26 protein-coding genes are annotated in these 20997 nt (G+C 68.1%); 4 read left to right on the top strand and 22 right to left on the bottom strand.

Features of this window, described 5'->3' with window-relative positions; all coding sequences use genetic code 11:
• Nucleotides 1-44: 44 nt before the first annotated feature.
• The 8 genes from DI272_RS29185 to DI272_RS29150 all read right to left on the bottom strand — a co-directional run bounded on the left by DI272_RS29185 (nucleotide 45) and on the right by DI272_RS29150 (nucleotide 6782).
• Entirely contained in the window at nucleotides 45-977 is a 933-nt protein-coding gene (locus DI272_RS29185) for an LLM class flavin-dependent oxidoreductase (RefSeq protein WP_109498190.1), read from the bottom strand.
• A gap of 41 nt (nucleotides 978-1018) precedes the next feature.
• Entirely contained in the window at nucleotides 1019-1693 is a 675-nt protein-coding gene (locus DI272_RS29180; RefSeq protein ID WP_109498189.1) for a hypothetical protein, read from the bottom strand.
• Nucleotides 1694-1712: 19 nt separating this feature from the next.
• A complete protein-coding gene (locus DI272_RS29175) occupies nucleotides 1713-2306 on the bottom strand; it encodes a hypothetical protein (RefSeq protein WP_146238396.1) in 594 nt (197 codons plus the stop codon).
• Nucleotides 2307-2397: 91 nt separating this feature from the next.
• Nucleotides 2398-3762, bottom strand: a complete 1365-nt coding sequence (locus DI272_RS29170; protein ID WP_181387344.1) for a putative T7SS-secreted protein — start codon at nucleotides 3760-3762, stop codon at nucleotides 2398-2400.
• Nucleotides 3759-4034: a hypothetical protein gene (locus DI272_RS29165; protein WP_258314710.1), complete on the bottom strand. Its 276-nt coding sequence runs from the start codon at nucleotides 4032-4034 to the stop codon at nucleotides 3759-3761. Before DI272_RS29165 ends, DI272_RS29170 begins: the two co-directional genes overlap by 4 nt.
• 168 nt (nucleotides 4035-4202) lie before the next feature.
• On the bottom strand, nucleotides 4203-5231 hold the full coding sequence (locus tag DI272_RS29160; RefSeq protein ID WP_375138074.1) for a hypothetical protein: 1029 nt from the start codon (nucleotides 5229-5231) through the stop codon (nucleotides 4203-4205).
• Nucleotides 5219-5878 carry a hypothetical protein gene (locus DI272_RS29155; protein WP_181387343.1) on the bottom strand — a complete coding sequence of 220 codons (660 nt, stop codon included), beginning with the start codon at nucleotides 5876-5878 and terminating at the stop codon, nucleotides 5219-5221. Before DI272_RS29155 ends, DI272_RS29160 begins: the two co-directional genes overlap by 13 nt.
• Nucleotides 5879-6125: 247 nt before the next feature.
• Entirely contained in the window at nucleotides 6126-6782 is a 657-nt protein-coding gene (locus DI272_RS29150; protein WP_109498185.1) for a hypothetical protein, read from the bottom strand.
• An 89-nt stretch (nucleotides 6783-6871) separates the two neighbouring features.
• Between DI272_RS29150 and DI272_RS29145 the strand changes: the two genes are divergently transcribed.
• Complete coding sequence (locus DI272_RS29145) at nucleotides 6872-7252, top strand: DUF192 domain-containing protein (RefSeq protein ID WP_109498184.1); 381 nt, start codon at nucleotides 6872-6874, stop codon at nucleotides 7250-7252.
• Nucleotides 7253-7468: 216 nt separating this feature from the next.
• On the opposite strand, the gene DI272_RS29140 is transcribed toward DI272_RS29145, so the two are convergent.
• Together DI272_RS29140 and DI272_RS29135 are read right to left on the bottom strand one after the other, a co-directional pair.
• Nucleotides 7469-7651, bottom strand: a complete 183-nt coding sequence (locus DI272_RS29140; protein ID WP_109498183.1) for a DUF397 domain-containing protein — start codon at nucleotides 7649-7651, stop codon at nucleotides 7469-7471.
• Nucleotides 7652-7659: 8 nt separating this feature from the next.
• Nucleotides 7660-8496: a helix-turn-helix transcriptional regulator gene (locus DI272_RS29135; RefSeq protein ID WP_109498182.1), complete on the bottom strand. Its 837-nt coding sequence runs from the start codon at nucleotides 8494-8496 to the stop codon at nucleotides 7660-7662.
• 204 nt (nucleotides 8497-8700) lie between these two features.
• Between DI272_RS29135 and DI272_RS29130 the strand changes: the two genes are divergently transcribed.
• The 3 genes from DI272_RS29130 (at nucleotide 8701) to DI272_RS29120 (ending at nucleotide 10385) form a co-directional block, all read left to right on the top strand.
• Nucleotides 8701-9105 (top strand): ATP-binding protein, encoded by a 405-nt coding sequence (locus DI272_RS29130; RefSeq protein WP_109498181.1) that lies wholly within the window; start codon nucleotides 8701-8703, stop codon nucleotides 9103-9105.
• Nucleotides 9106-9249: 144 nt separating this feature from the next.
• Nucleotides 9250-9936 (top strand): DUF4232 domain-containing protein, encoded by a 687-nt coding sequence (locus DI272_RS29125; protein ID WP_109498180.1) that lies wholly within the window; start codon nucleotides 9250-9252, stop codon nucleotides 9934-9936.
• 71 nt (nucleotides 9937-10007) lie between these two features.
• Nucleotides 10008-10385 carry a nuclear transport factor 2 family protein gene (locus tag DI272_RS29120; protein ID WP_079308016.1) on the top strand — a complete coding sequence of 126 codons (378 nt, stop codon included), beginning with the start codon at nucleotides 10008-10010 and terminating at the stop codon, nucleotides 10383-10385.
• 60 nt (nucleotides 10386-10445) lie between these two features.
• On the opposite strand, the gene DI272_RS29115 is transcribed toward DI272_RS29120, so the two are convergent.
• From DI272_RS29115 to DI272_RS29060, 12 genes are all read right to left on the bottom strand, one after another.
• Nucleotides 10446-10820 (bottom strand): hypothetical protein, encoded by a 375-nt coding sequence (locus DI272_RS29115; protein ID WP_109498179.1) that lies wholly within the window; start codon nucleotides 10818-10820, stop codon nucleotides 10446-10448.
• Nucleotides 10821-10843: 23 nt separating this feature from the next.
• Nucleotides 10844-12961: a PrsW family glutamic-type intramembrane protease gene (locus DI272_RS29110; RefSeq protein WP_109498178.1), complete on the bottom strand. Its 2118-nt coding sequence runs from the start codon at nucleotides 12959-12961 to the stop codon at nucleotides 10844-10846.
• Between the two features lie 2 nt (nucleotides 12962-12963).
• Complete coding sequence (locus DI272_RS29105; RefSeq protein WP_109498177.1) at nucleotides 12964-13596, bottom strand: OmpA family protein; 633 nt, start codon at nucleotides 13594-13596, stop codon at nucleotides 12964-12966.
• Between the two features lie 8 nt (nucleotides 13597-13604).
• Nucleotides 13605-14189, bottom strand: a complete 585-nt coding sequence (locus DI272_RS29100; protein WP_109498176.1) for a hypothetical protein — start codon at nucleotides 14187-14189, stop codon at nucleotides 13605-13607.
• A 34-nt stretch (nucleotides 14190-14223) separates the two neighbouring features.
• Nucleotides 14224-14820, bottom strand: coding sequence for a pilus assembly protein TadG-related protein (locus tag DI272_RS29095; RefSeq protein WP_109498175.1), 597 nt, complete (start codon nucleotides 14818-14820; stop codon nucleotides 14224-14226).
• The gene (locus DI272_RS29090) at nucleotides 14820-15014 is read right to left on the bottom strand and encodes a Flp family type IVb pilin (RefSeq protein ID WP_109498174.1); all 195 of its coding nucleotides are present in this window, start codon (nucleotides 15012-15014) and stop codon (nucleotides 14820-14822) included. The genes DI272_RS29095 and DI272_RS29090 overlap by 1 nt, the downstream gene beginning before the upstream one ends.
• Before the next feature lie 96 nt (nucleotides 15015-15110).
• Nucleotides 15111-15884: a response regulator transcription factor gene (locus tag DI272_RS29085; protein WP_109501096.1), complete on the bottom strand. Its 774-nt coding sequence runs from the start codon at nucleotides 15882-15884 to the stop codon at nucleotides 15111-15113.
• A gap of 47 nt (nucleotides 15885-15931) precedes the next feature.
• Nucleotides 15932-17407, bottom strand: coding sequence for a sensor histidine kinase (locus DI272_RS29080; protein WP_375138073.1), 1476 nt, complete (start codon nucleotides 17405-17407; stop codon nucleotides 15932-15934).
• 16 nt (nucleotides 17408-17423) lie between these two features.
• Entirely contained in the window at nucleotides 17424-18311 is an 888-nt protein-coding gene (locus DI272_RS29075) for a DUF5936 domain-containing protein (protein ID WP_109501094.1), read from the bottom strand.
• 17 nt (nucleotides 18312-18328) lie between these two features.
• Entirely contained in the window at nucleotides 18329-19273 is a 945-nt protein-coding gene (locus DI272_RS29070; protein ID WP_109498173.1) for a type II secretion system F family protein, read from the bottom strand.
• 12 nt (nucleotides 19274-19285) lie between these two features.
• Nucleotides 19286-20623 carry a CpaF family protein gene (locus DI272_RS29065; protein ID WP_109498172.1) on the bottom strand — a complete coding sequence of 446 codons (1338 nt, stop codon included), beginning with the start codon at nucleotides 20621-20623 and terminating at the stop codon, nucleotides 19286-19288.
• 13 nt (nucleotides 20624-20636) lie between these two features.
• Nucleotides 20637-20996, bottom strand: coding sequence for a TadE/TadG family type IV pilus assembly protein (locus tag DI272_RS29060; protein ID WP_109498171.1), 360 nt, complete (start codon nucleotides 20994-20996; stop codon nucleotides 20637-20639).
• Nucleotide 20997: the final 1 nt, after the last annotated feature.

Raw genomic sequence — 20997 nt, 5'->3', positions numbered from 1 at the left:
CCGTGTCCATGTCCGTGTCCGTGTCCATGTCCTTGGGGTTCACGTCAGCGCACCAGGGGCCGTACTTCCTCGGCGGCGAAGCGCACGAACCCCTCCGGGTCGGGCTCGTCGCCGGTCGGCTGAAGGATGACGGCATCGGCCCCGGCCTCGGCAAGCCGCCGCACCGCCTTGGCGACGGCACCCGCGTCACCGGCGACACCGAGGTCGGGAACGTCCTGGAGCCCTTCGTCGACGAGCTCGGCACGGAGGCGTCGGGCGGCGTCGGGGCCGGTGGCGGTGAGCAGGTAGACGACGATGCGGTGCGGCTCGGGGCGAGGGTCGCCGGTGGTGCTGGTGCCACTGGTGGCGCCGGTGCCGTCGATGTCGTCGCCGCGCCCGGCGGACTCCCGCCCCTCGGCGATGAGTCGGCATGCCCGGCGGACTCCGTCGGCGGTGGTGGAGGCGGTGAGGATGGTGCCGTCGGCGGCTTCCCCGGTGAGGCGCAGGGTACGGGGGCCGGTGGCGCCGGCGAGGACGGGTACGGGGGTGGCGGGCGGCCAGTCGAGCGCGACGTCATCGAGATGGACGTACCGCCCGTCGGTGGTGACGCGTTCCCCCCTCAACAGCGCGCGCAACGCGACGAGATGCTCCCGGAGCAACGTCACCGGCGACTCGACCCGCGCCCCGACCTGCCCCATCCAGTCCTGCACCCCGTGCCCGACGCCGACGACGGCCCGTCCCGGGAACATGCGGTGCAGGGAGGCGACTTCCATGGCGGTGATGGCGACGTTGCGCAGCGGCACGGGAAGCAGCCCGACACCGACCTTGACCCGCTCGGTCCAGGCGAGGGCTGCGGCGGCGGTGGAGATACCGCCCTCGCGGAAGCAGTCCTCCCAGAGCCAGAGCTCATCCAGCCCGGCGTCGTCCGCGAGCTGCGCCACTGCGCGGAGGCGTTCGGGGGGTAGTTGGGGGCGGAAGACTGCGCCGAGTGCGGTCATGGGGGTCTTCCTACCCGTGAGGAGGCCAGTGGACAACTGCTTTACGTGTCGGCGTCCACCGGACACTCGAAGCGAACCGTCTCCGCGATCTGTCTGAGGATGGCGCGATACTCGCTTCGACGTGCGACGGCCGTCGTACTCAGAGTGAGCACGGCGAGGCGCCGACAGTCGGGGTGGGGCAGATGCGCATGGATTTGCAGCAGTGGTTGCTGAAAGAGGCTGTTCGCGTCCGACAGCCTCACCAGGCGCTCGCTCAGAGACGCAGGTCCACAGGCCAGTTCGATGTACTCAATGTGAGTGTGTCCACCGAAGGACGTTACCGCGCGGGCGGCCGTGACACCGCGCGAGGCGACATTGGACTGGCACCAGGAGATGGTGAAGAAGGAGAAGAGAAGGTTACGGGCGCCCGGGCTCGCCTCCCGCACGTCATCACGGTGGAGGCCGATCGCGCAGTGAACGGTCCCCATATCGCGGAGTGCGGCCAGTACCTGCTGTCCCGACGCGATGTGAGCGATGAACCGTTGCCGGGCCAGGTCGTCAGGGGCCGAGTCCAGTAGCGGAGCGGCTGCCGCCCGTAGGTCATCGACGGCCGCCGAGTCCAGAGTCGGGAGCAGGGCCCCGACTGGCAGGGTCGTAAAGCCGGCGGGTTCGGCGAACCAAAGTTCCCCGAGGGGGTCGTTGAGGGAGTCGTGGAGAAGGATCGTAGGTGTGGTCATTGCACGTCTCTCCGTACGGTCAGGGGTGGACCGGCGTCACTCCTGCTTGCCGACCGCGCTCGATGTCCTCGGGTGTGGCGCCCCAGTCCATAAAGCGTTGTCCACTGCGGACATCGGTCTTCTGCTCGACGATGTGCAGTCGGCGAGGGGTTGTCCCCCTCGGAGTGGGAGCGGCGATCAGACCGACAAAGCGTGGATCGCCCGCGAACCAAACCGTCTTGATCTCGGCCTTCAAACGCGGCTTGGCACGCGGTGCCATGCGGCGGCTCCACCAGCCGGTGCGGAGATGGTCGGCGAAGACGAGTGGCAGGCACTGATCCGTACGGGCGGGATTGGGTAGTTCGAACCAACCGTACTGGCGGCCGAGGACTTCCGACCTCTTGGTCAGCCCATGCGGAATGTTGGGCACGATCTGCCAGGGGTATGTGCGCAGAATACGCAGCATCCACAATGCCGGTCCGATATAGCGCAGTTGCGTCACTGCCCGATATGCCCCGTAGATGAAGTACGGCATGCAGATCCAGACGGCCCAATCCGGGAGCTGGAGGGAAATGCCGAGGACGGCGATCCAGCCGCTGACCCAACCGACAAGACCGATGACGTTCATGGTCATGTGTGCTGCCCAGGCACGACGTGTAGGCGCATGAGCCCACGCAGTGGGATGGTCCACGGGGTTCACCAGTTTTCTGCTCTCCTGTGAGACCTCAAAAGACATGAGTGACCAACTTGAGAATTCCGGCATTGTCGAGGACGAGACGTGAGCCGTCGATGCCTGCGACGGTTCCGTCCTTGATGTCACTGGCGTCCGCGTCCACCAGTTTGTTGTGCAGGCCGAAACCGCCGGTTCCGACACCGACCAGTCCCGACGTTCCTGCCACAGCGCGAGCCGCCTTCTCGGGATCACTACAACCACGGACAGCTCGCGCGATCAACGGATTGTCCAGCTCGGAGATGAGCCTCGCCTCGTCGAGTGTCTTCGAGCCATAGGTTGTCGCCTTCTCCCAGAAGCCAAGGCTCTGACCACCTGCCCGAATCGCCTGCGCCGCCTCCAGGCTGCCTTTGGCCACGGCGCCCAGGCCCGGAAGTGCGCCGGCGAGATCCGCCCCCACCGATACCGTGTTGCTCCAGAAGTCGGCGTCCCGTTCGCCCTTGATGAGCCCGTCCCAGAGTGAGGCTCGAACCTCCGGGTCCGAGACCCTGATCGCGAGGGCCGCCAAGCTCATCGCCGACGACGTGAGCATGAGTGCCGCCACGGTGGCCAGGGTCCAGCCCAGCGGCCCGGAGAGCAGCAGCGCCCCCACTGCAATCGCCCCCGCCACGAAGCTCAGGATGTCCGGCAGGTTGTCGCTGAGCCAGTCGAGTGCCTCGTCGAACCACCCCGGTTCGTGCGGGACCAGCTTCTTCGTCGCGTCGCGGATCTTGCCCGCGCGAAGCTTGGCCTTGCTTTCGTGTTCTTCGGCGAGCTTCTTCGCCCTGGCGATGACCTTGTCGAGTTCGGCCTGGGCCTCCTCGGCATCGGCGTCGGCGTGGGTCAGCGCCTTCCGCGCGGCATCGCTGTCGGCTCCCTTTCCTTCCAGGTGGGGGTCGTCCGCCGCTTTGGCCGCCTTCCCCTTCGCCCGGTCGACGGCCGCTCGGGCGTCCTTCGCGTCCTCTTCGAGCTTCTTGGCGCGCCCCTGGTACTCGTCGAGTTCGCCTTCCCAGCGAACCAGTTGCTTGGCCGCCTTGCGGATGGAGTGGGCGGCGTTCTTGAGGTTCAACGGAAGTGGGCCTTCGGCGAGTTGCTCGCGGAAGGCGACGGCCGCGTCCCCCTTCCAATAGCTGCCGTCGAGCAGTTTGGTCACCAGGTCGTAGGCGTCTTCCAGGGTCTCGGCGCAACTGTTGAGCTTCTTGTGCAGCCCTCGGACGGTCTCCGTGTCGCCAGGCACCGGGTTGAAGCCCAGGTGCGGGTAGTGGGGATTCGGGACCGGGGACGTCGTCTGCAGACCCTGGGGCTTCTTGAGATCGTCGTCGTACTGCCGGTACCGGGAGTCGGTCGAGCGGGTTCGCTCTACGCCGGGCGTGAGGGTCACTTCTTGCCCCCGCGCTTCGCTTCCCGGGCGGCCTTCTCCAACGCCGCCTCCAGCGCCTTGTCCACCTCGCGGTAGCTGTCCCGGCTCTTGCCGATGATCTCGGCGAGGTCCTCCGTCTGCTTGCCGATCTCCTCGGCGCCGTACTTCCAGTCGTCCTGGAAGTCCTCACATGCGGAGTCGAGATCGTCCGTTCCCAGGCCTCTGACACCGGCGTCCGAGAGCGCCTTGCGGACCCCTGCGAGCGAGCTCGTCGACTTTCTCAACTTCCGCATGAAATCGGAGAGTTCATCACCGTCAACGGCCAGCCGACCCGCCATGCGCTTGCTCCCCGTTCCTGCCGTGTGCGCGAGTGACGGACTCTATCCACGCCGCCTGCACAGCAAGGCGGGCGATCACTCTCCCGAGGGGAGTGATCGCCCGACCGTGGGACAGCGTGATCGTCAGCGGTTGACGGCCTGGATCTCCTGCACGACGACGTCCTGGGTGGCGCCGAAGTTGCCGTCGGGCAGGTCGCCGCCCGCGCCGCCGGTGCCGGTCCAGTGGATCTGCCAGGTGACGGTTGCCCTGAGGGGGTAGGTCGCGTCACCCGACGCACGCAGGTACTTCACCCCGCAGGGGGGTGTCTGGCCGGCCTTGCCCTTGGCGTACGGCTCGCCGATGCGGCCGTTGTTGATCTCGCAGACGCCGGATGCCGGGTAGGTCACGGCGTCGCCGGTACCGGGCTCGATCTTGAGCGACACCGGTTCGGCGGTCGCCGTCGCCTGGATCTGGAGCACCGGGACCGAGGCCGTCACGGAGACCGGCTTGAAGTCGGCGGCGTCGAGCCAGGCCCAGGTCGGGAGGTTGACCTTCGTCGTCTCGGCGGGGGCCAGGGTGACCTTGGTGCCGGGGACGCGGATCTCGTTGTAGGCGAGTTCGGCGAGGATCTCAGGGGTGACGGCGTTCTCGTACTCGGCCGGCGGGGCGTCGCCCGTGTCCACCCAGAAGGGGCCCTTGTCGCAGGAGTCCCAGCCCGGGGGGTAGCTCTTGTCGACGTAGGAGTCCCACCAGTAGCCCTTGCCGGTCTTGTCCTTGTTGAAGCCCTTTTCCTCGTCGTCCGCGTTGTACTTCTTCCGCTGCTCGGCGTCCCACTCGTAGCCGGTCGAATCGGCCTCCCAGATCGGCTCCAGCGTCTTCTGGAGCTGTTCCGGGGTGTACTTGGGCGCATACCAGCAGGGGGGCGGGGACCAGGAGGTGTTCGACGAAGTCAGGGCGCCGGTGGAGGTGCCGCTGCCGTTCTTGGAACGGTCGAAGACGACGCCGCCGGCGGTGACGGAAAGGGTGTCGCCGTTGGTGTCGGCATTCGTGCTGGGTGCCTGAGCACCACCGCCGATCGTGTTGTCGGCGAGCGCGGGCATACCACTCAACAGCAGCACACCGATCACAGCGGGCGCTACCAGGACCCGCGACACGACGCTCAAGGCTGGCACTTGTCGCTCCCCCTCTGGGACTCAATCTTCTCGACGACCCACACGCCCTCGTCGTTCTTGTGCAATTGAGTGATGTAGAGCACGTAGCTGTTCTTCGTAGCCGGCGTCTTGTTGACCTTCTTGGTCTTCAAGTACATGTCGTACGCCTTGCTCTGGTCCTCGCAGTACACAAGTGACGCGCTGTCCTTGTCGCTCACGTTCACGGAGGCGTCGTAATAGCGGTAAGCCCCAGTGACCCTGGCCTTGGCCTTGACGTACGCCTGGATGAACTCCTGCGTGTTGGCAGCAGCCTCCCCCTCGTAATAGAAGAGGTAAGCCTTGTCCAGGGCGTCTTGGTTGACAATGGCCAGATCGACGGCCTTGATCGATTGTTCGCTGTCGCCCAGGACAGCGTCCTTGTCCTTGTCGCCGGTCTTGGACCAGTCGAACGTGTAGGACAGATCGGAGGGCAACTCGATCTTCGGGCGGTCCGCAGTCGCCGAGGCCGATGCCGTCGGCGACGCCGACGCGCTGCCTCCGGTGTCGGCGCCGGCGATCTTGTCCTTGTCCTTGTCCTTGGAGCTGCCATCGCTCCCGCACGCGGACAGCGTCAGGGCCGCTGCGGCGGTCAGCGTGAGCGCTGCGATCAGGGTGGGGCGGCGATTCACGATCGGCTCCTGGTGAGGCGAGGCTTCTCTTGAGCGAACCAACGCTATCCAGCGGGGTGGAGCGATACCAGGGTGAAGATGGACACCCAGCGGCACGAAAGGGGCCAAATGGGCCGCTCCTCGGTCCGATTGGGCGGTCACGGTTCCGTAACGCGGCGGGTGCGGGCGGGCGTACGCAGCGAACTGGTGGTTCCACTTATGAATGAGCAAAGGAGAAGACGGTGAGATCGCTCGCCGCCGGTCGCACTCACGGCTGGCACTTGTCGCTCCCCCGCTGCGAGACAATCCTCTGAATCACCCAGACTCCCTCGGCGTTCTTCTTGAGCGACGTGTGATACACGACGTAGCTGTCCTTGGAGACCTCGGTCCTCTTGACCTTGTCGGGCAGGTACTTCACGTACGCCTGGCCCTGGTCCTCGCAATAGCGGAACGAAGCTGTGTCGTCCCCGTCCAGGGTCACTTCCGGGTCGTAAAAGCGGTACGCCCCCGTGATGGTGGCCTTGGCATCCACGTACTCCTGGACGAACTTCTTCACACCAGCGGCGGCTTCACCCTCGTAGTAGTAGAGGTACGCCTTGTCGAGGGCGTCCTGTTTCACGATCGCCAGGTCGACCGCCTTGATGGACTGCTCGCTGTCGGCGAGGACCGCGTCCTTGTCCTTGTCGCCTGCCCTGGGCCAGTCGAAGGTGTAGGTCAGGTCAGAGGGAAGTTCGATCTTCGGCCGGTGGTCCGCGGCTGCCGTCGATGTGGTGGCCGCCGGTGACGGCTGTGTCTCGTTGGTGGTAACTGCCGTTGCCCCCTCGGCCTCGTCCTGGGCGCCGTCGTCACTTCCGCATGCGGACAGCGTCAGGGCCGCTGCGGCGGTCAGTGCCGTCGCTGCGAGCAGGCTGGGGCGGCGATTCACTTCAGCTCCCTGGGATGTGTGAGTCCTCTTGGGTGAAGCGACGCTATCCAGGGCACGTCAGTTGCAGGGCGTGAGAGAGGCGGTCCGGCATGGGGCGGCGGTTGCGGGATGGGCGGGGGCTGTTGGTCGTGCATGGGGACGGGCGGGACGTTTCCGTTCCGTTGGAGATCGCCGCCTCCTATCGGGCCCGTACCAAAGGGCTGTTGGGGCGGGACCATGTGGAGGGGGCTGTCTTGCTGTCGCCTGCCAACAGCGTGCACACCTTTCGGATGCGTATCCCCATCGACGTCGCATATCTCGATCGCCATCTCGTCGTCATCGCCGTGACGACCATGCGGCCCGGGCGGTTGGGGCTGCCCCGGGTGCGGGCTCGGCATGTGGTGGAGGCCGAGGCGGGGGCCATGGCCGGGTGGGGGTTGCGGGGTGGGGTGCAGGTGGAGGTCGTGGCGGAGGCTGACGCCGTTGCCTGAGAGGCGGTGACCGCGTGGTCGGCGTTCACCGGCACGGCTGCCGCTCCCCCATCACCTCACTGCCGGAGTGCCCGTCGGCTTGCGGGCCGGCGCAGGTCGGCGTCGAAGGGACGCAGACCCGCCATTCACGCAGCTCCCACGCCGGGTCCCTGTCCTCACCCTTGTGGCTGATGAACACGTTCGCCATGCCGGACCAGCGGCGGGCGTCGGTGTGCGTTACGAGGGGCGGGCCTTGAGGGCGTCGATGAAGGGGGCGAAGGAGGCAGTGGGGAAGGTGAGGGTGGCTCGGGTGGGGGCCTTGGAGTCGCGTATCGCCACGTGTGTCGCCGAGTTCGCGATCTCGACACAGGCGTTGCCGTCGTCGGGGCCTGAGTAGGACGACTTTCGCCAGTTGTCCATGGAATGCCTCACAGGTCTTTCGCCAGCCGATGGATGAAGTCACGCGACCGCTCGGGGTCGAGTGATACAGCTTCCACCTTACGGAAGCGCGTTCGAAAGACTTCGAGTTGCGCTTCGGAGTCGACGAACGCCAGGCCGTGAGGAACGTCGCGCACGACAGTGTCCAACTTGGACAAAGGACCGCCGACATACGTCATCGCGCTGGCCGCACTGCCGAAATGGTCAAGGTCGAAGGGGATGACACGCACGGTGATGTGCTCGGCCTCGGAAACGTCCACGAGCTTGGCGAGTTGCGCCTTGGCGACGGCACGGTCACTGACCCTGATACGCAGGGCGGCCTCATGGATCACCAGCTCGTAGGGGGTGGTCAGCCGCTGGCGCCGCATTCGGTGGCGCAGGCGCAACTCAAGCTCGTCCTCGGCGAGTTCCGGAACCCTGGAGGCAAAGACACCGCGGGCGTAGTCCTCCGTCTGAACGAGTCCCGGGACATACAGGATCGCCACCTCGTGCAGGAAGGTGGCGTGGTGCTCCAGTTCCGCGAGATCCAGGAATGACGTCGGCAGCAGCCCTCGGCACTCCTCCCACCAGCCGTGCGTTCGATCGGTGGCCATGGCGACCAGAGCGTTGATGAACTCCTTGTCCGTGCAGGCGTAGTGGGAAGCGAGGCGGCGCAGACGCTGCTCACTGACCCCCTTCATACCGGCTTCGATCTGGCTGATCTGGACCCGGTTCACCCCGAGCAGCGCCGCCGCCTCAATGGTGGTCAGCCCGGCTGCCTCGCGCAGCCTGCGCAGTTCGACCGCCAGGCGCATCTGCCGCGCAGTTGGTTCACGCCTCGGGACCATCCGCCGCTCCTCGGTTCAACAAGCGTTTCAGTGACGCCCGTTCGGGGCCAGATTACGGGATCAGCTTGCCGGAAGTTACATGTACCCCCTACCTTCAGTGACGCAACGCACACGCTGCGGAAGTGCACCGCTCCGCCCTGCCATGGCGTCGGCGGCACCGCCACCGCGGTCCGACCCACCCCCACCACCCACCGGGAGTTGACCATGCCCGAAACCGATTCCGCCCCTTGGGAGTACACGCTCTACATCCCGAACGACACCCGCGCCGTCACCGTCAGCCGCCGCACCCTCCGCCTCGTCCTCACGCTCCACGGCCTGATCCGCCTCGTCGACGTCGCCGAGCTTCTCGCGGCCGAGCTGGTCTCCAACGCCGTACGGCACACGGAAGGCCCTGCCGCGTTGCGGGTGCGGTGGTCGGCGGGGGTGTTGCGGATCGGGGCCTGGGACGCGGACCCACAACCTCCCGAGCCGAACGGGGAGTTGGGGCTCGCGGAGGAGGGGCGGGGGCTGGTGCTGGTGCGGGCCTGCGCTGATCTCTGGGGCTGGCAGCCCTTGTCCAGGGACGGGAGGAGCGGGAAGTACGTCTGGTGCGAGCTGGCCGCCGCTTGACCCATTTCATGGCGCTGACCTGGCGAAACGGAAGTGTCCCGTCCATGTCCTTGCACCGTAACGATCGCGGAGGGTGTCTGGATCGGTGCGTTCCGCTGTGCAGAATCGGAGCGTCAGTCCAGTCCGACCACTCGGGGGAACACCATGGGCGCTGCCCGGACCAGACTCAAGACGTACGCCCTCGGCGCGACGGCTGTCGCCGCGCTGCTTGCCGTCACGGCGTGCGAGCCGGGTGGGGGCGCGGACGACGCGGCGCCGAGCGGTACGCCGTCCAGCGCGTCCGGCAAGGCGTCCAGCGCCCCCAGCGGCACCCCGGACACGGCCACCCCGGGTACGGTCACCCCCGGCTCCGACGACGAGAACGTCAGCGGTGCGCAAGCCAGGCCCTGCACCGACTCCGACGTCTCCGTCGTCTCGAAGGTCTACCCGCACGACGAGGCCCGGCATCTCCTCCTCACGGCCACGAACATCAGCGACTCGACGTGCACGCTGTACCTCTACCCGTACGTGTCGTTCGGTGACGGTGCCGTGGAGCAGATCGGGCCGATGGAGTCCAAGCCGAAGCGGCTCGCGACGATCGCGCCGGGCGGGAAGGGGTACGCGGGCCTGCTGCTGTGGCGGCCCGACGAGAAGACGATCGCCGTGAAGTCGATGACGATCGGCTTCGTGGACATCGAGAACGTCGAGGCCGGTGTCGCGCAGCTCGCCGTCGAGTTCCCCGGCGGGACGGACTTCCTGAACGTCGGCGATCCCGCGGTCACCTCCACCCCTCAGGTCACGTACTGGAACACCGACCTCGCCGCGACCGAGAAGTTCATGTTCGCCAGGTGACCGTGATCGCGTGACGCACACGCTCGCGTGACCGCGCTCAGGACCCGCACGCCGGCTGGTATTACTGGGGCATGCAGGAAGAGACGGCGCGGTCCGCGATCGACACCTTCATCTCCGCTTTCAACGCCTCGGACGACGCGTATGTGACGTCGTTGCTCTCGCAGGCCCTGACCTCGGACGTGGTCTTCTGGGGCCCGCTGGGACGCAGTGAGGGGATCGAGGCGGTCGAGCGGTTCGTGCTGGACATCCGGCGGCACCCGGCGGGGGCGGGCACGATGGTGCGCTGCTCGGCGGTGGACATGCCGGACGAATGGGCCCGGTACGAGTGGGTCTTCACCACCCCGGACGGAGGCCCCCGCCTGGCAGGAACGGACGTCGTCCATCTGCGCCGGAGCCTCATCGACCAGATCATCGTCTTCGCCGGGGAGATCAAGCCGTCGGGGGCCTGAGCGGCTCCGTGGGGGCTTCCGGGGATTCGATTCCGGCTCGTGCGTAGCAGTTCTGTTCGCTCACGACGGCTCGGCGCCCGCCGCGGACGAGGAGGCCAGCAGCTCTTGCAGGTCTCGTACGAGGATCAGGTCGTAGCGGTCGAAGGCGCGCAGGTTCTCGAAAATCCGCCGGGCCGTGGCCTCCTGACGTTTTCGATCCGTGTCGAAGTCCCTGATGGTGAGGAGGGAGTCGTAGCGCTGGAACGGCATACCGTGGTCGTCCTCGTACTCGTGGCTGAACTCGACCTCCACCGCCGCATGACCGAGGTTTCCCGCGCGATCGATGAACTCGTCCTCGGTGTGGCTCAGTTCGGCGCCGCACGCCGCGGAGATGTCCTGGATCAGCCGATCCCGCGGGAGACCAGGACGGATGAAGATGTAGTGATACTCGCTCACGTGAAACCCCTCATGCGGCACAATCAAGGCCAAATGATATGGTAATCGTCGCCGATTATCCGGATCGAGTTCATTCGTCCCGGCGGATTGTTGCGCAGAAACTTCCCCAGCCCCTCGCGTGCCCCGGCCTCGTCGAGGCCGCTTCCCCGCGCATCGACGACGGCGTCGCGCGCCTGCTTCTTCGCGGTGTTCAGCGTGTTCTTGACGGAGTTGACACTCGCTCCGGGGTCCAGGGTCTTGAACTCGGTCGGAACTCCGTCCACGACGGCATCCGGAGTTCTCTGCCCCTCCACTGAGGACTCCTTGAGAGCCTTCACGTGCCGACCTTCGTTCTGCAGTGTCTCAGCAATCCGCCGCTCCTTGGCACTGAACGCCTTTTCGGTCTCGTCTATGGACCCGTTCCGCGAATTTCCACCGTCGCTCTGCGCTCTCCCGTCTTCTCCGTCGGCGGCTCCCGCGGTCCCGCCGCCGCCCGCTGCCCCGACGACCATGAGTGCCACCCCGGCCAACCCCAGGCGCGCGGCGAGCGCGGCGCCCAACGCGCCCTCCCCTGTGGCCGTGACACCTGCCAGGGCGAGGCCCGCGCCCGGTGGGAAGAGGGCCAGGAGCGAGAGGAGGAGCAGCGCGAAGCCCAGGTAAACAAGGAAGCGGTCCAGGGCGTCCAGGAGGTGGGCGGGTGGAACGGCCTGGCCCTCCGTGCCTGCTTCGCCCAGGCTTCGCCAGAGCAGGAGGGTGCCGGTCGTGGCCGCCCCCAGGGCCGAGGCGGTGCGGAAGCGGTGGGTGGCGAGGGGTTCGGCCAGGAGGGGGACGACCGTGGCTGCGTGGCGCCAGGTGCGGAGCAGGGCGGAGAGTTGCCAGGCGATCCATGCCAGGGCTGCGACGGCGAAGGCTCGTAGGAGCTCTGAGCCGGTGCCGGTCGTGAAGTAGTCCTGCACCCCGACTGTCGACTTGAACGAGCCCAGCCCGAGGAAGACCACGGACGGGAGGACCAGGACACAAGGGATCAGCAGTATCAGCAGGCGCCTGGTGCGGGTGGCGGCGGTGGAGGCCCCTGCCGCCGCGCGTATGCGCGCTCTCAGGTCGGGCGTACGCCATGCCCTCGCCCCGTCGGTCGCCGCGATACGGGAGGCCGTCTCGGACACGGCTCGGCGTAACGGGGCCAGGGGGTGAGGCAGGCCGGTGGCGGCTTCGTAGAAGAGGGAGCGGCGCAGGCGTAGGAAGCGCAGCGCTATGAGGGGGGTCCAGGGAGGGCGAAGCGACGCGTAGGAAAGTACCGCCGCGATCGTGTCGCCGTCCCTGCGTTCGGCGGGCAGGAGTGTGTCGGGGAGCTCTCGTTTCGCTCGGTGCAGGACGACCGTGTCCGCCGTCATGGCCAGGAGCAGGGCGGCCAGTGGGGCGAGGCCGAGGGTGGGGTGGAGGTTGTCCAGCCAGTCGTCCGCGGGGGTACGGGCGTGTGTGGCCGCGTAGTTGTTCAGGGTGTGATGGGCCACCGCCGCGCCGAGCGGCACCAGCGCCAAGGCCTTCCACCAAGTGCTCGCTCGCCACAGCACGCCGACTCCCAGTCCCGCGAGCGTCGACCACACCAGGTGCGTGAACGTCGCGACCGTCACCTCGCCGCCCCGGCTCAGGTCCAGGGATGCGACGGGTGCCGGCAGCCAGGAGGTGAGGACGTGGACAGGGCCCGGGACGTACGGCGCCGACAGGCTGTCCGGCACGATCCAGCCGCCGTGGGCGGCGATGGCGCGGTCCGCGTCGAGGGCGTACCGCAGCACCGCCTCCAGCAGGCCGAAACCGGCGCCGAGAGCGGCGCCCAGGACCGTGAAGTCGGCGAGGCCCCACTGGCGGCGGACCTTGACGTACAGGCCCGCAAGGAAGAGCGGGGAGATTTTGAGCAACTCCTCCACCCAAGGGGCCGTGGTGTAGGAGGTGGTGTTCACGACCCGGATCAGGGACTCACCCGTCTGCTCGGCGATCAGCCTCGTGTAGGTGATTTCCAGGAGCGCCGCCGCCGTGCCGCAGGCGTACACGCCGACGAGCACGGCGAGCAGCGTCGTCGCCACGCTCACGGACCGGGTGGGTGAGGAGAGCAGGAGCAGTTGTACGACGCCGTAGAGGGTGGCGGCCACCATGAGTACGGTCACGGTCAGCTCTCGGAGCGCGGGAAGGAGACCTCCACCCTTCGGTTCTTCTTCCGGCCCGTCTCCGTCGAGTTGTCGGCGATCGGGTACTGCTCGCCGTAACCGCGCACCTCGTACGTGATGTTCGCGTCGTTCAGTTCGTCGTCGAGGACGTCCTGTACGGCGTTGGCGCGCTGGCGGGACAGGACGTCTCCGTGCGCCGACGAACCCAGGTTGTCCGTGAAGCCGAAGACCCTGATCCTCGTCGCGTTCTGCTTCTTGATCTCGTCCGCGATCGCGGCGATACGGGCCTTGGAGTCGTCGCTCAGCTTCGCGCTGTCCTTGCTGAACAGCACCTCCGCCTGGAGGGCGAACTTCACGTCGGCGTTGGTGTCCTCGCGGCGTTCCTCGCCGCCCTCGTCCTCGACCACCTGCTTGATGTCCAGGACCTTCGGTTCGGCGAGGGTCGCGCCTTCGGGGAGCTTCAGGTCGGGGTCGTTCGGATCGACCTGCACGGGAGCGGTGGCCGTGGCCTCGGTGCCCGGCGGGACGCTGGGGCTGGGGGTCTCATCGGCGTGGGCGGTCGTGACGCCGTAGAGGTTGGTGACGATCAGGACCGTGGCGGCGGCCCAGGCCACGCGGGAGGAGGTGAGGGTCATCGCCTGCCTCACCCGGTGATGTTGATCGTGGCGCTGGCAAAGGTGGGGAGTTGTAGGGTCACGTCAGTGGTGGTCGTCGGTGGGGCCGGAAACTGCATGAAGACGGGAAGGGCTTCGCCTGCCTTGAGGTTCGCAAGGCCTGTTGTCGTCAGTGGCCGTCCGTCGGTATCACGCAGGACGTAGTAACGCTTCTTCTCCTTGGAGTCCACCAGGGTGGCACCGCCGAGCGACCTGCCATGGGCGATGACTTCGGTCTCGTCGCCTCGCACCCCGGACGGCACCGTGACCGACTTGCCACTGTCGTTCTTCAGCATGCCGTTCACAGTGACGAATCCGCCGGCATCCCTCTGGGCGGAGGTGATCTGCAGGATCAGCCCACTAGGCCCCTTCAGTTCGGCCTGCGGCTCATCCGACTGCCCTTCCTGAGGGCTCGGGTCAGTTCCGTCCTTCTGTGGAGCAGACGCCGTCGTCTCCGGCTTCTTGTCGTCGTCACCGCCACCACCGCAGCCGGCCACACCGACGGCCAGTCCGGCCGCGAGCGCCAGCGCGACCACCCTTCTGCGGGCCTGCGCAGTGAACCGAATGCTGCTCATGCGTCTGCTTCCTTCGTCACTCGTCGTTCGCTTGTCAGTCGGCCAGGTGGACGTCGAAGAGGTCCTTGGGCTCGGGCAGATCACCGAGATCCTCCGGATCCAGGTCCCAGTCGCGGTCCTTGCAGGTGAGGCGCGGCAGCAAGTCGTCCGCCGCATCATCAGTAGGGGGCTCGAACGTGCACAGGGGCTCGATCTCGGCGGTGGCGGACGCCTTCGACTGCTTGTCCGCAGTACCGGGGATGACGGACTCCCCCACTGTCTTGTTGGTCCTCACCTCGACCGTGTAGGCCAACGGCCCCATCGGGTCACACACCAGCACCACGGCGTCGTTCTGCGCCGCCAGTTGGTCCGCACGCCCGCACGAGGGGTCGAGGCCCTCCGCGTTGCCGTCGAAGATGTCCCGCCACTTGGTCGGGTCGAGGATGTCCGTCACCCACTGCCCCGCGAGCTGGTCCCGCCGGTCCTGGGCTGCCGCGAGGGCCGCCGCGTCAGCGGCCGTCTGGGCACCGTTCTTGTTCGCCGCGGCCTGGCCGACCGCAAGGTACGCGAACGCGAGAAAGAGCAGGCCGCCCACCACCGTGATGTAGATGGGGAAAGCCTGCCCTGCGTCTCCGCGAACGCGCCTGCGCATCAGCCCGTAATTTCGCCGATCTTGCCGGTGATCGCGTCGGCAATCTGGCCCCCGAAATCCGTACCGAGAAGAATCAGAATGATCGCAACCACCACCGCGATGATGCCCAGGTACTCCACGGCCGTCTGCCCCTTGTCGTTCCGCTCGACGCGGGCCTTGAGGTACGAGACCGTGGTGTTGATCCAGTTGCTCATGGCGTTGCCCTCCATTGTCCGTGGTGCGAGCAACGTACGGGGCGGCAGCCCGGTTCTCGGAGGGTCCCAGGGCCCAATCCCGGGCCCAAAACGCGCTCACCGCAGCTCCCCCCGTGAATCCGGCGCCGTGCCCAGCCACTTGGCCGCCGCTTCGGCGCGGCTGGTGCTGTGGAGTTTGGCGAAGATGCGGTTGATGTGGTTCTTGACCGTCTTCTCGCTGATGAAGCAGGTGGCGGCGATCTGCTGGTTGTTCATGCCGGACGCGATGTGCTCCATGATCTCCGCCTCCCTCGTGCTGAGTTGATAGCGAGACTGTGCCACAGATGGTTGCAGTTGCGAAAGTACTTTGGCAGAAGTCGCTCGTGGAAGGGGGTTTGGGATCTCCGCATCGTATGCAGTTGCACTTGACCGACCCAGGTTCTCCGGCAGGGGCGCCCCCTTCGAGCTCCGCAGACGAGCCATCACGGCGCCCGCCGCCGACGCGGTGAAGTGGGCGTTGCCGGTGCCGATGTCCCGTACCGCCGCCACCAGTTGGTCCGCCGTGAACTCGCCGTGGACCAGGTAGCCACCGGCGCCTCGGCGGAGGGCCTCGTGGACGATCTCCGACTCGTTGCTGTACGTCAGCATCAGCACGGAAGCGATCGGCACCAGGTTCGGGAGGGCCGAGATGCCGTCGACCCCGGGCATCCGGACGTCCAGGAGGATCACGTCGGGGCGGTGTCGGCGGGCGGCCTCGTGGGCCTCGCGGCCGTCGGTCGCCTCCGCCACCACCGTGATGTCCTCGTGGCCGGAGAGGAGGGCGGTGAGACCGGCCCGGACCACTGGGTTGTCGTCCGCGACCAGGACCCTCAGATGGGTGTGGGGGGGCATCTGCTCCGGCACCTTGCCGCCTCCTCTCGGTTCGGCTCGTCTGAAACTCATGCGTGCGTCGCCGTCACTGCTGCCAGCGGGAGTTCCAGGCGGACCTCCGTGCCCTTCGGGTGGTCTCCGCGGCCGATGCGGATGCGGGCACCGACCGAGGCGGCGCGTTCGACCATGCCCGTCAGGCCGAAGTGGCCTGCCTTGCGCAGTTGTTCGAGGGTGGTGTTCTGGGGGAGGCCGCTGCCGTCGTCGTAGACGGTGATGCGCAGCAAGTCGCCGTGGACTCCTCCGGTCACGTCCACTCGGGTCGGTGACGCGTGGCGGTGGGCGTTCTCCATGGCCTCCGTGGTGATGGTGAGAAGGTGGCGGGCCACGGTGGGCGGGATGGGGGGGACGGGGTGTCCGCCGGTGGGGTGGTAGGTGGCGGGCAGGCCGGTGCGGGTGCTGAAGTCGGCTGTTCTGGCCGCCAGTTCCGCGAGGACGTCGGTGCCGTGGGCCGGGTCCGCCTGGCGGCGCAGGTCCGCCAGGAGTTCGCGGGACTCCGCCGCTGCCCTGCGGGCCGAGCGGGCGACCAGGCCCGCTTGGTCTTTCACCCGTTCCGGGTTCATGTCGGCCGCTCCGGCCGTGGCCGCCAGGCCGTCCGCCGCCAGCGCCACGCCGTGCAGTGTCTTGGCCACCGAGTCGTGCATCTCGCGGGCCAGGCGGGCGCGTTCGGCGCTCACCGCTTCCGTGACGGCGAGGCGGGCCTGCACCTCGGTCAGTGCCTGGGTGGCCGCGCCGAAGCGGAGCATCAGGTTGCGCAGGGTCACGCCCATCGCTCCGGTGACCACGCAGAGGCCGGGGAGGAGGAGGGCCTCGGCGACGGTGGGGTGGAGGTCCTTCGAGCTCGCGTAGACGGTGATCAGGATCAGGCCCTGGAGGGAGGCGAAGCAGCCTGCGCCTCGCCAGCCGTAGACCAGGCCCGCGAGGAGGGGGGTGCAGACGCTGACGTAGGCGAGGGTGGTGTCGGGGCCGGCCGAGATCAGGAGCAGGGCGCCGAAGAGGGTGTCGGCGGCGAGCAGGATGGGGTGGCGGAGGAGGAGGGGGCCGAAGCGTTCCCAGTCCCTGAAGAGGACGTACGAGCCCATGAAGGTGACGAGTACGGCTGCGGCGACGAGGCGGGCGCCGAGGCCGGGGGCGGCGTTGAGGAGGGCGGCGGGGGCGGCGAGGGCGATCATCGCCAGGCGGAAGCCGAAGACCTGGCGGCACATGGCCTGGAGGGCGTTGGCCTGGAGGGGGATGGCGGGTGCGGGTGCGGGTGCGGGGGTGTTCTTCCGGCCTTCGGCCGGGATGGGGTTCCCCCTCGCACCGCCCGTGCGGGTTTCGGTGTCGAGTGCCGGTGGCCCCTGTGGGGGGCGAGCACCGTCGGCGGCCGACCGCAGCGCCGTGGCGATCTTCGCCGTCGGCGGCACCGCCTCCGAGCGCTTCACACGGCGGCGCAGCAGACCCGCCCCGTCCGACCCGGCCCTCGGCCTCGGCCTTGTCATCGCCATCTCCCGCCTCCTTCCCCTACTTCCCCGTGATCGAGCCGAAGTCCGTCCCCGACCCCAGGATCAGGCCGGCTCCCAGCAGCAGCATCGTCGCCGGGACCATGAACGTGGTGATCATCATCGTGGCCTTGGGTACCGCGCGGGCCGCCTTGCGGCGGGCGTTCTGGGCGTCGGTGCGGCGCATGTCCTTGGCGAGGGCGATGAGGGTGTCGACGATCGGGGCGCCCAGTTCCTCGCCCTGCTGCAGGGCCGTCACGAACATGGCGACCTGTTCCGAGTCGTTCCGCCTGCGCAGCTCCGCGAACGCCTGGCGGCGGCTCATGCCCAGGTCCATCTGGCGGAGTGTGATGCGGAGTTCGTCGGCCCACGGGCCCTCGTACTTCGTCGCCACCCGGTCCAGGGCCTGGCGGAAGCCGAGGCCCGCGCTGACCACGACCGCGAGGACGTCGAGGAAGTCCGGCAGGGTGCGCTCGATGACGTCCTTGCGGACGCGGATCGCCGACCAGATGCCGACCTCCGTCCAGAACGCGCCGAACGCGAACAGGAGCAGGGCGAGGAGCAGACTGCCGCGCATCACGCACAGCAGGCCGCCGAAGCCGCCCAGGAAGCCGTAGACGGCCCTCCGCGCCGCGTAGCGGTCGATCGTCAGGCCCCCTGGGTTGCCCGCCAAGTCGATCTTCCTGCGGTACTTCGCCACCTGTTTCGGGCCCATCAGCCGCAGCACGGCGGGTGCGTACCGCATCCCCAGCCGGTCGATCAGCGAGTCCACCGCGCCGGTGCGGGTGGCGCCGACCTCCAGGGCCAGCACCAGGTCGCTCGGCAGCTTCGCGTCCGCCCGGTACATGCGGATGCCGGCGAAGACGCCCCAGACGGCGAGGCCCATCAGCAGGGCGAGTCCGATCGCCATGTCGGTCGTCACCTCCCTCAGACGTCGATGCGCGACAGGCGGCGGATGAGGAGGAAGCCGACCGCGTACATCGCGAAGGCCACGATCACCACGCCCTGGCCGATCGGGGAGCCGGTCATGCGGTCGAGGGCCCCGTCCTTCACCCCGTTCATCAGGAACAGGGAGCCGATGCCGAGGATCGGGACGGCGTACGACGTCATGTTGACCTGGGAGAGCTGTGTACGGACTTCCCGCCGCGTCTCCTTGCGCTCCTCCAGCGTCTCCGTCAGGTTGCGCAGCGCGCCGACCACTTGACCACCCGCGCGGTTCGACAGGACCAGCGTCGTCACCAGCACCACCAGCTCCCTGGACGGCAGCCGCTCCGCCATCTCACCCAGCGCGTCGTCCAGCGAGGCGCCCAGCGCGAGCTGGTTGGCCACCTTTCCCAACTCCTCGCCCGCCGGTGCCTCCATCTCGTCCGCCGCCATGCCGATCGCCGTGCGCAGGGCCAGACCCGCCTGGGTCGCGTTCGCCAGGATGCGGGAGAGTTCGGGGAGTTGGTTGATGAACTTCTCGATGCGCTTCTGGCGCTGCCAGTTGAGGAACTGAAGGGCCGCCCAGATGCCCAGCAGGCCGGCCAGCGGGCCGAAGAAGGGGGCCAGGGACGCCTGGCCGATCAGGAACAGACCGGCCGCCGCGGCCATCATGTAGACGAAGAACTCGCCGGGTGTGATGTCCAGGCCGGTGGCCGCGAGGCGTAGTTCCAGTTTGCGGCCGAGCCGGGTGCGGCGCAGGCGGCGGTCGAGTTTCGGGAAGCGGCGCCTGCGTCCGCCCGTCTCGATCTGGCCGGTCGCCGAGAGGCGGTCGATGAGGGCCTGGCGCTGGGCCCGGCCCATGGCGTACGCGTGCAGGCCCGCCACCGCGAGGGCGCAGGCGAGCAGGGTGATGCCCGTCGTCAGCTCGGCCAAGGTCCGCAGTTCCATGGGGGCGTACACCTACCTGGTTTCTCGGGTCGTCAGCTCGGCCGCGGACTGGGCCACGCCGAAGGCCTGGGGGATCGGCTGGCTCGCCATGTAGAGGCGGTTCGCGGTGCGGCGGGGCAGCGGGGAGTACGTGAAGTCGCCGTGGACGAGGCCGTCCGCCGTCATCGGCCGGGCGTTGAAGCGGGCCACCGTGGCGAGTCGGTACGGTTCGCCGCCGTGGCTGTCCAGCAGCGCGATCTCGGTGATCCTGCGTGCCCCGTCCGGGAAGCGGGTCAGCTGGATGATGACGTCGACCGCGCTGTTGATCTGGTCGTGCAGCGCCTCGAAGGGGACGCCCACCTCGGACATGGAGGCGAGGGTCTTCAGACGCATCAGGGCGTCCTCCGTGCTGTTGGCGTGGACCGTGGCGAGCGAGCCGTCGTGGCCGGTCGACATCGCCTGGAGCATGTCCAGGGACTCGCCGCCGCGGACCTCACCGACGACGATCCGGTCGGGGCGCATGCGGAGGGAGTTGCGGACCAGGTCGCGGATGGTGATCTGGCCCTTGCCCTCGACGTTCGGGGGGCGGGATTCGAGGCGGATCACGTGCGCCTGCTGGAGCTGGAGTTCGGCGGAGTCCTCGATGGTGATGATGCGCTCGTGCTCCGGGATCAGGCCGGAGAGAGCGTTGAGGAGGGTCGTCTTCCCGGTGCCCGTGGCCCCCGAGACGATGATGTTGAACTTCGCCCGCACCAGCCCGGCCAGCAGGTACAGCATGTGTTCGTCCAGCGAGCCGAAGCCGATCATCTCGTGGAGCGTGAAGGAGCGCGGGAAGCGGCGGATGGTCAGGGTGGCGCCGGTGAGCGACAGGGGCGGGATGATGACGTTGACGCGCTCGCCGGAGGGGAGGCGGGCGTCGACCATCGGGTTCGACTCGTCCACCCGGCGGTTGACCGTCGACACGATCCGCTCGATGGTCTGCATCAGCTGGTCGTGGGAGGGGAAGCGGAGCGGCAACTGCTCGACCCGGCCGCCGCGTTCGACGAAGATCGCGTCCGGGCCGTTCACCATGATCTCGGTGATGGACGCGTCTTCGAGGAGCGGTTCCAGGATGCCGAGGCCGAGTGCCTCGTCGACGACCCTGCGGATGAGCTGCGAGCGCTCGACCGTCGACAGCACGGGGCCCTCGCGGCTGATGATGTGCCCGAGCACCCGCTCCAGCCGGGCCCGGCGCTCGGCCGCCGCGAGGGAACTCATCTCCGCGAGGTCGATCTCCTCCAGGAGCTTGGCGCGGTACGACGCGACGAGGTGGCCGTCCTCGCCCCGGGCGGTGCTCTCCTCGGGGGTGCTGATGCGTGCTCGCAGGCTCATCGTCGTACCTCGTTCAGTGGTCGAGCGGCATGGTCGCGGTCTTCTGGGCGGTGCCGAAGTCCCAGAAGGGGACGACGTTGGGGATGTCGACGGTGGCGGTGACGGTCACCGAGTCGCCGCCCCCGCCCTCGGAGCAGTTCACGGACAGCCAGTCGCTGACCGAGGTCGCGCACCCTTCCTGGGCGCCCTGGTCGAGGGAGGCGGCCCGGGCCCCCGCCCTGGCCGCCGTGCCGGCCTGCTGGGCGGCGTAGGCGATGAGGCCGACCTGGACGCCCGCGAGGGCGACGAGGAGCAGGATCGGGAGGAAACCCAGGTACTCGATGGCGACTTGGCCGCGGTCACGGACTCCTGAGCCGTTCGCTGGGTACGACATC

The organism is Streptomyces sp. Act143 (assembly GCF_003143935.1).
Lineage (GTDB): Bacteria > Actinomycetota > Actinomycetes > Streptomycetales > Streptomycetaceae > Streptomyces.
Note: the sequence above shows the minus strand (reverse complement) of the source record. Positions and strands in the feature narration are given on the sequence as shown.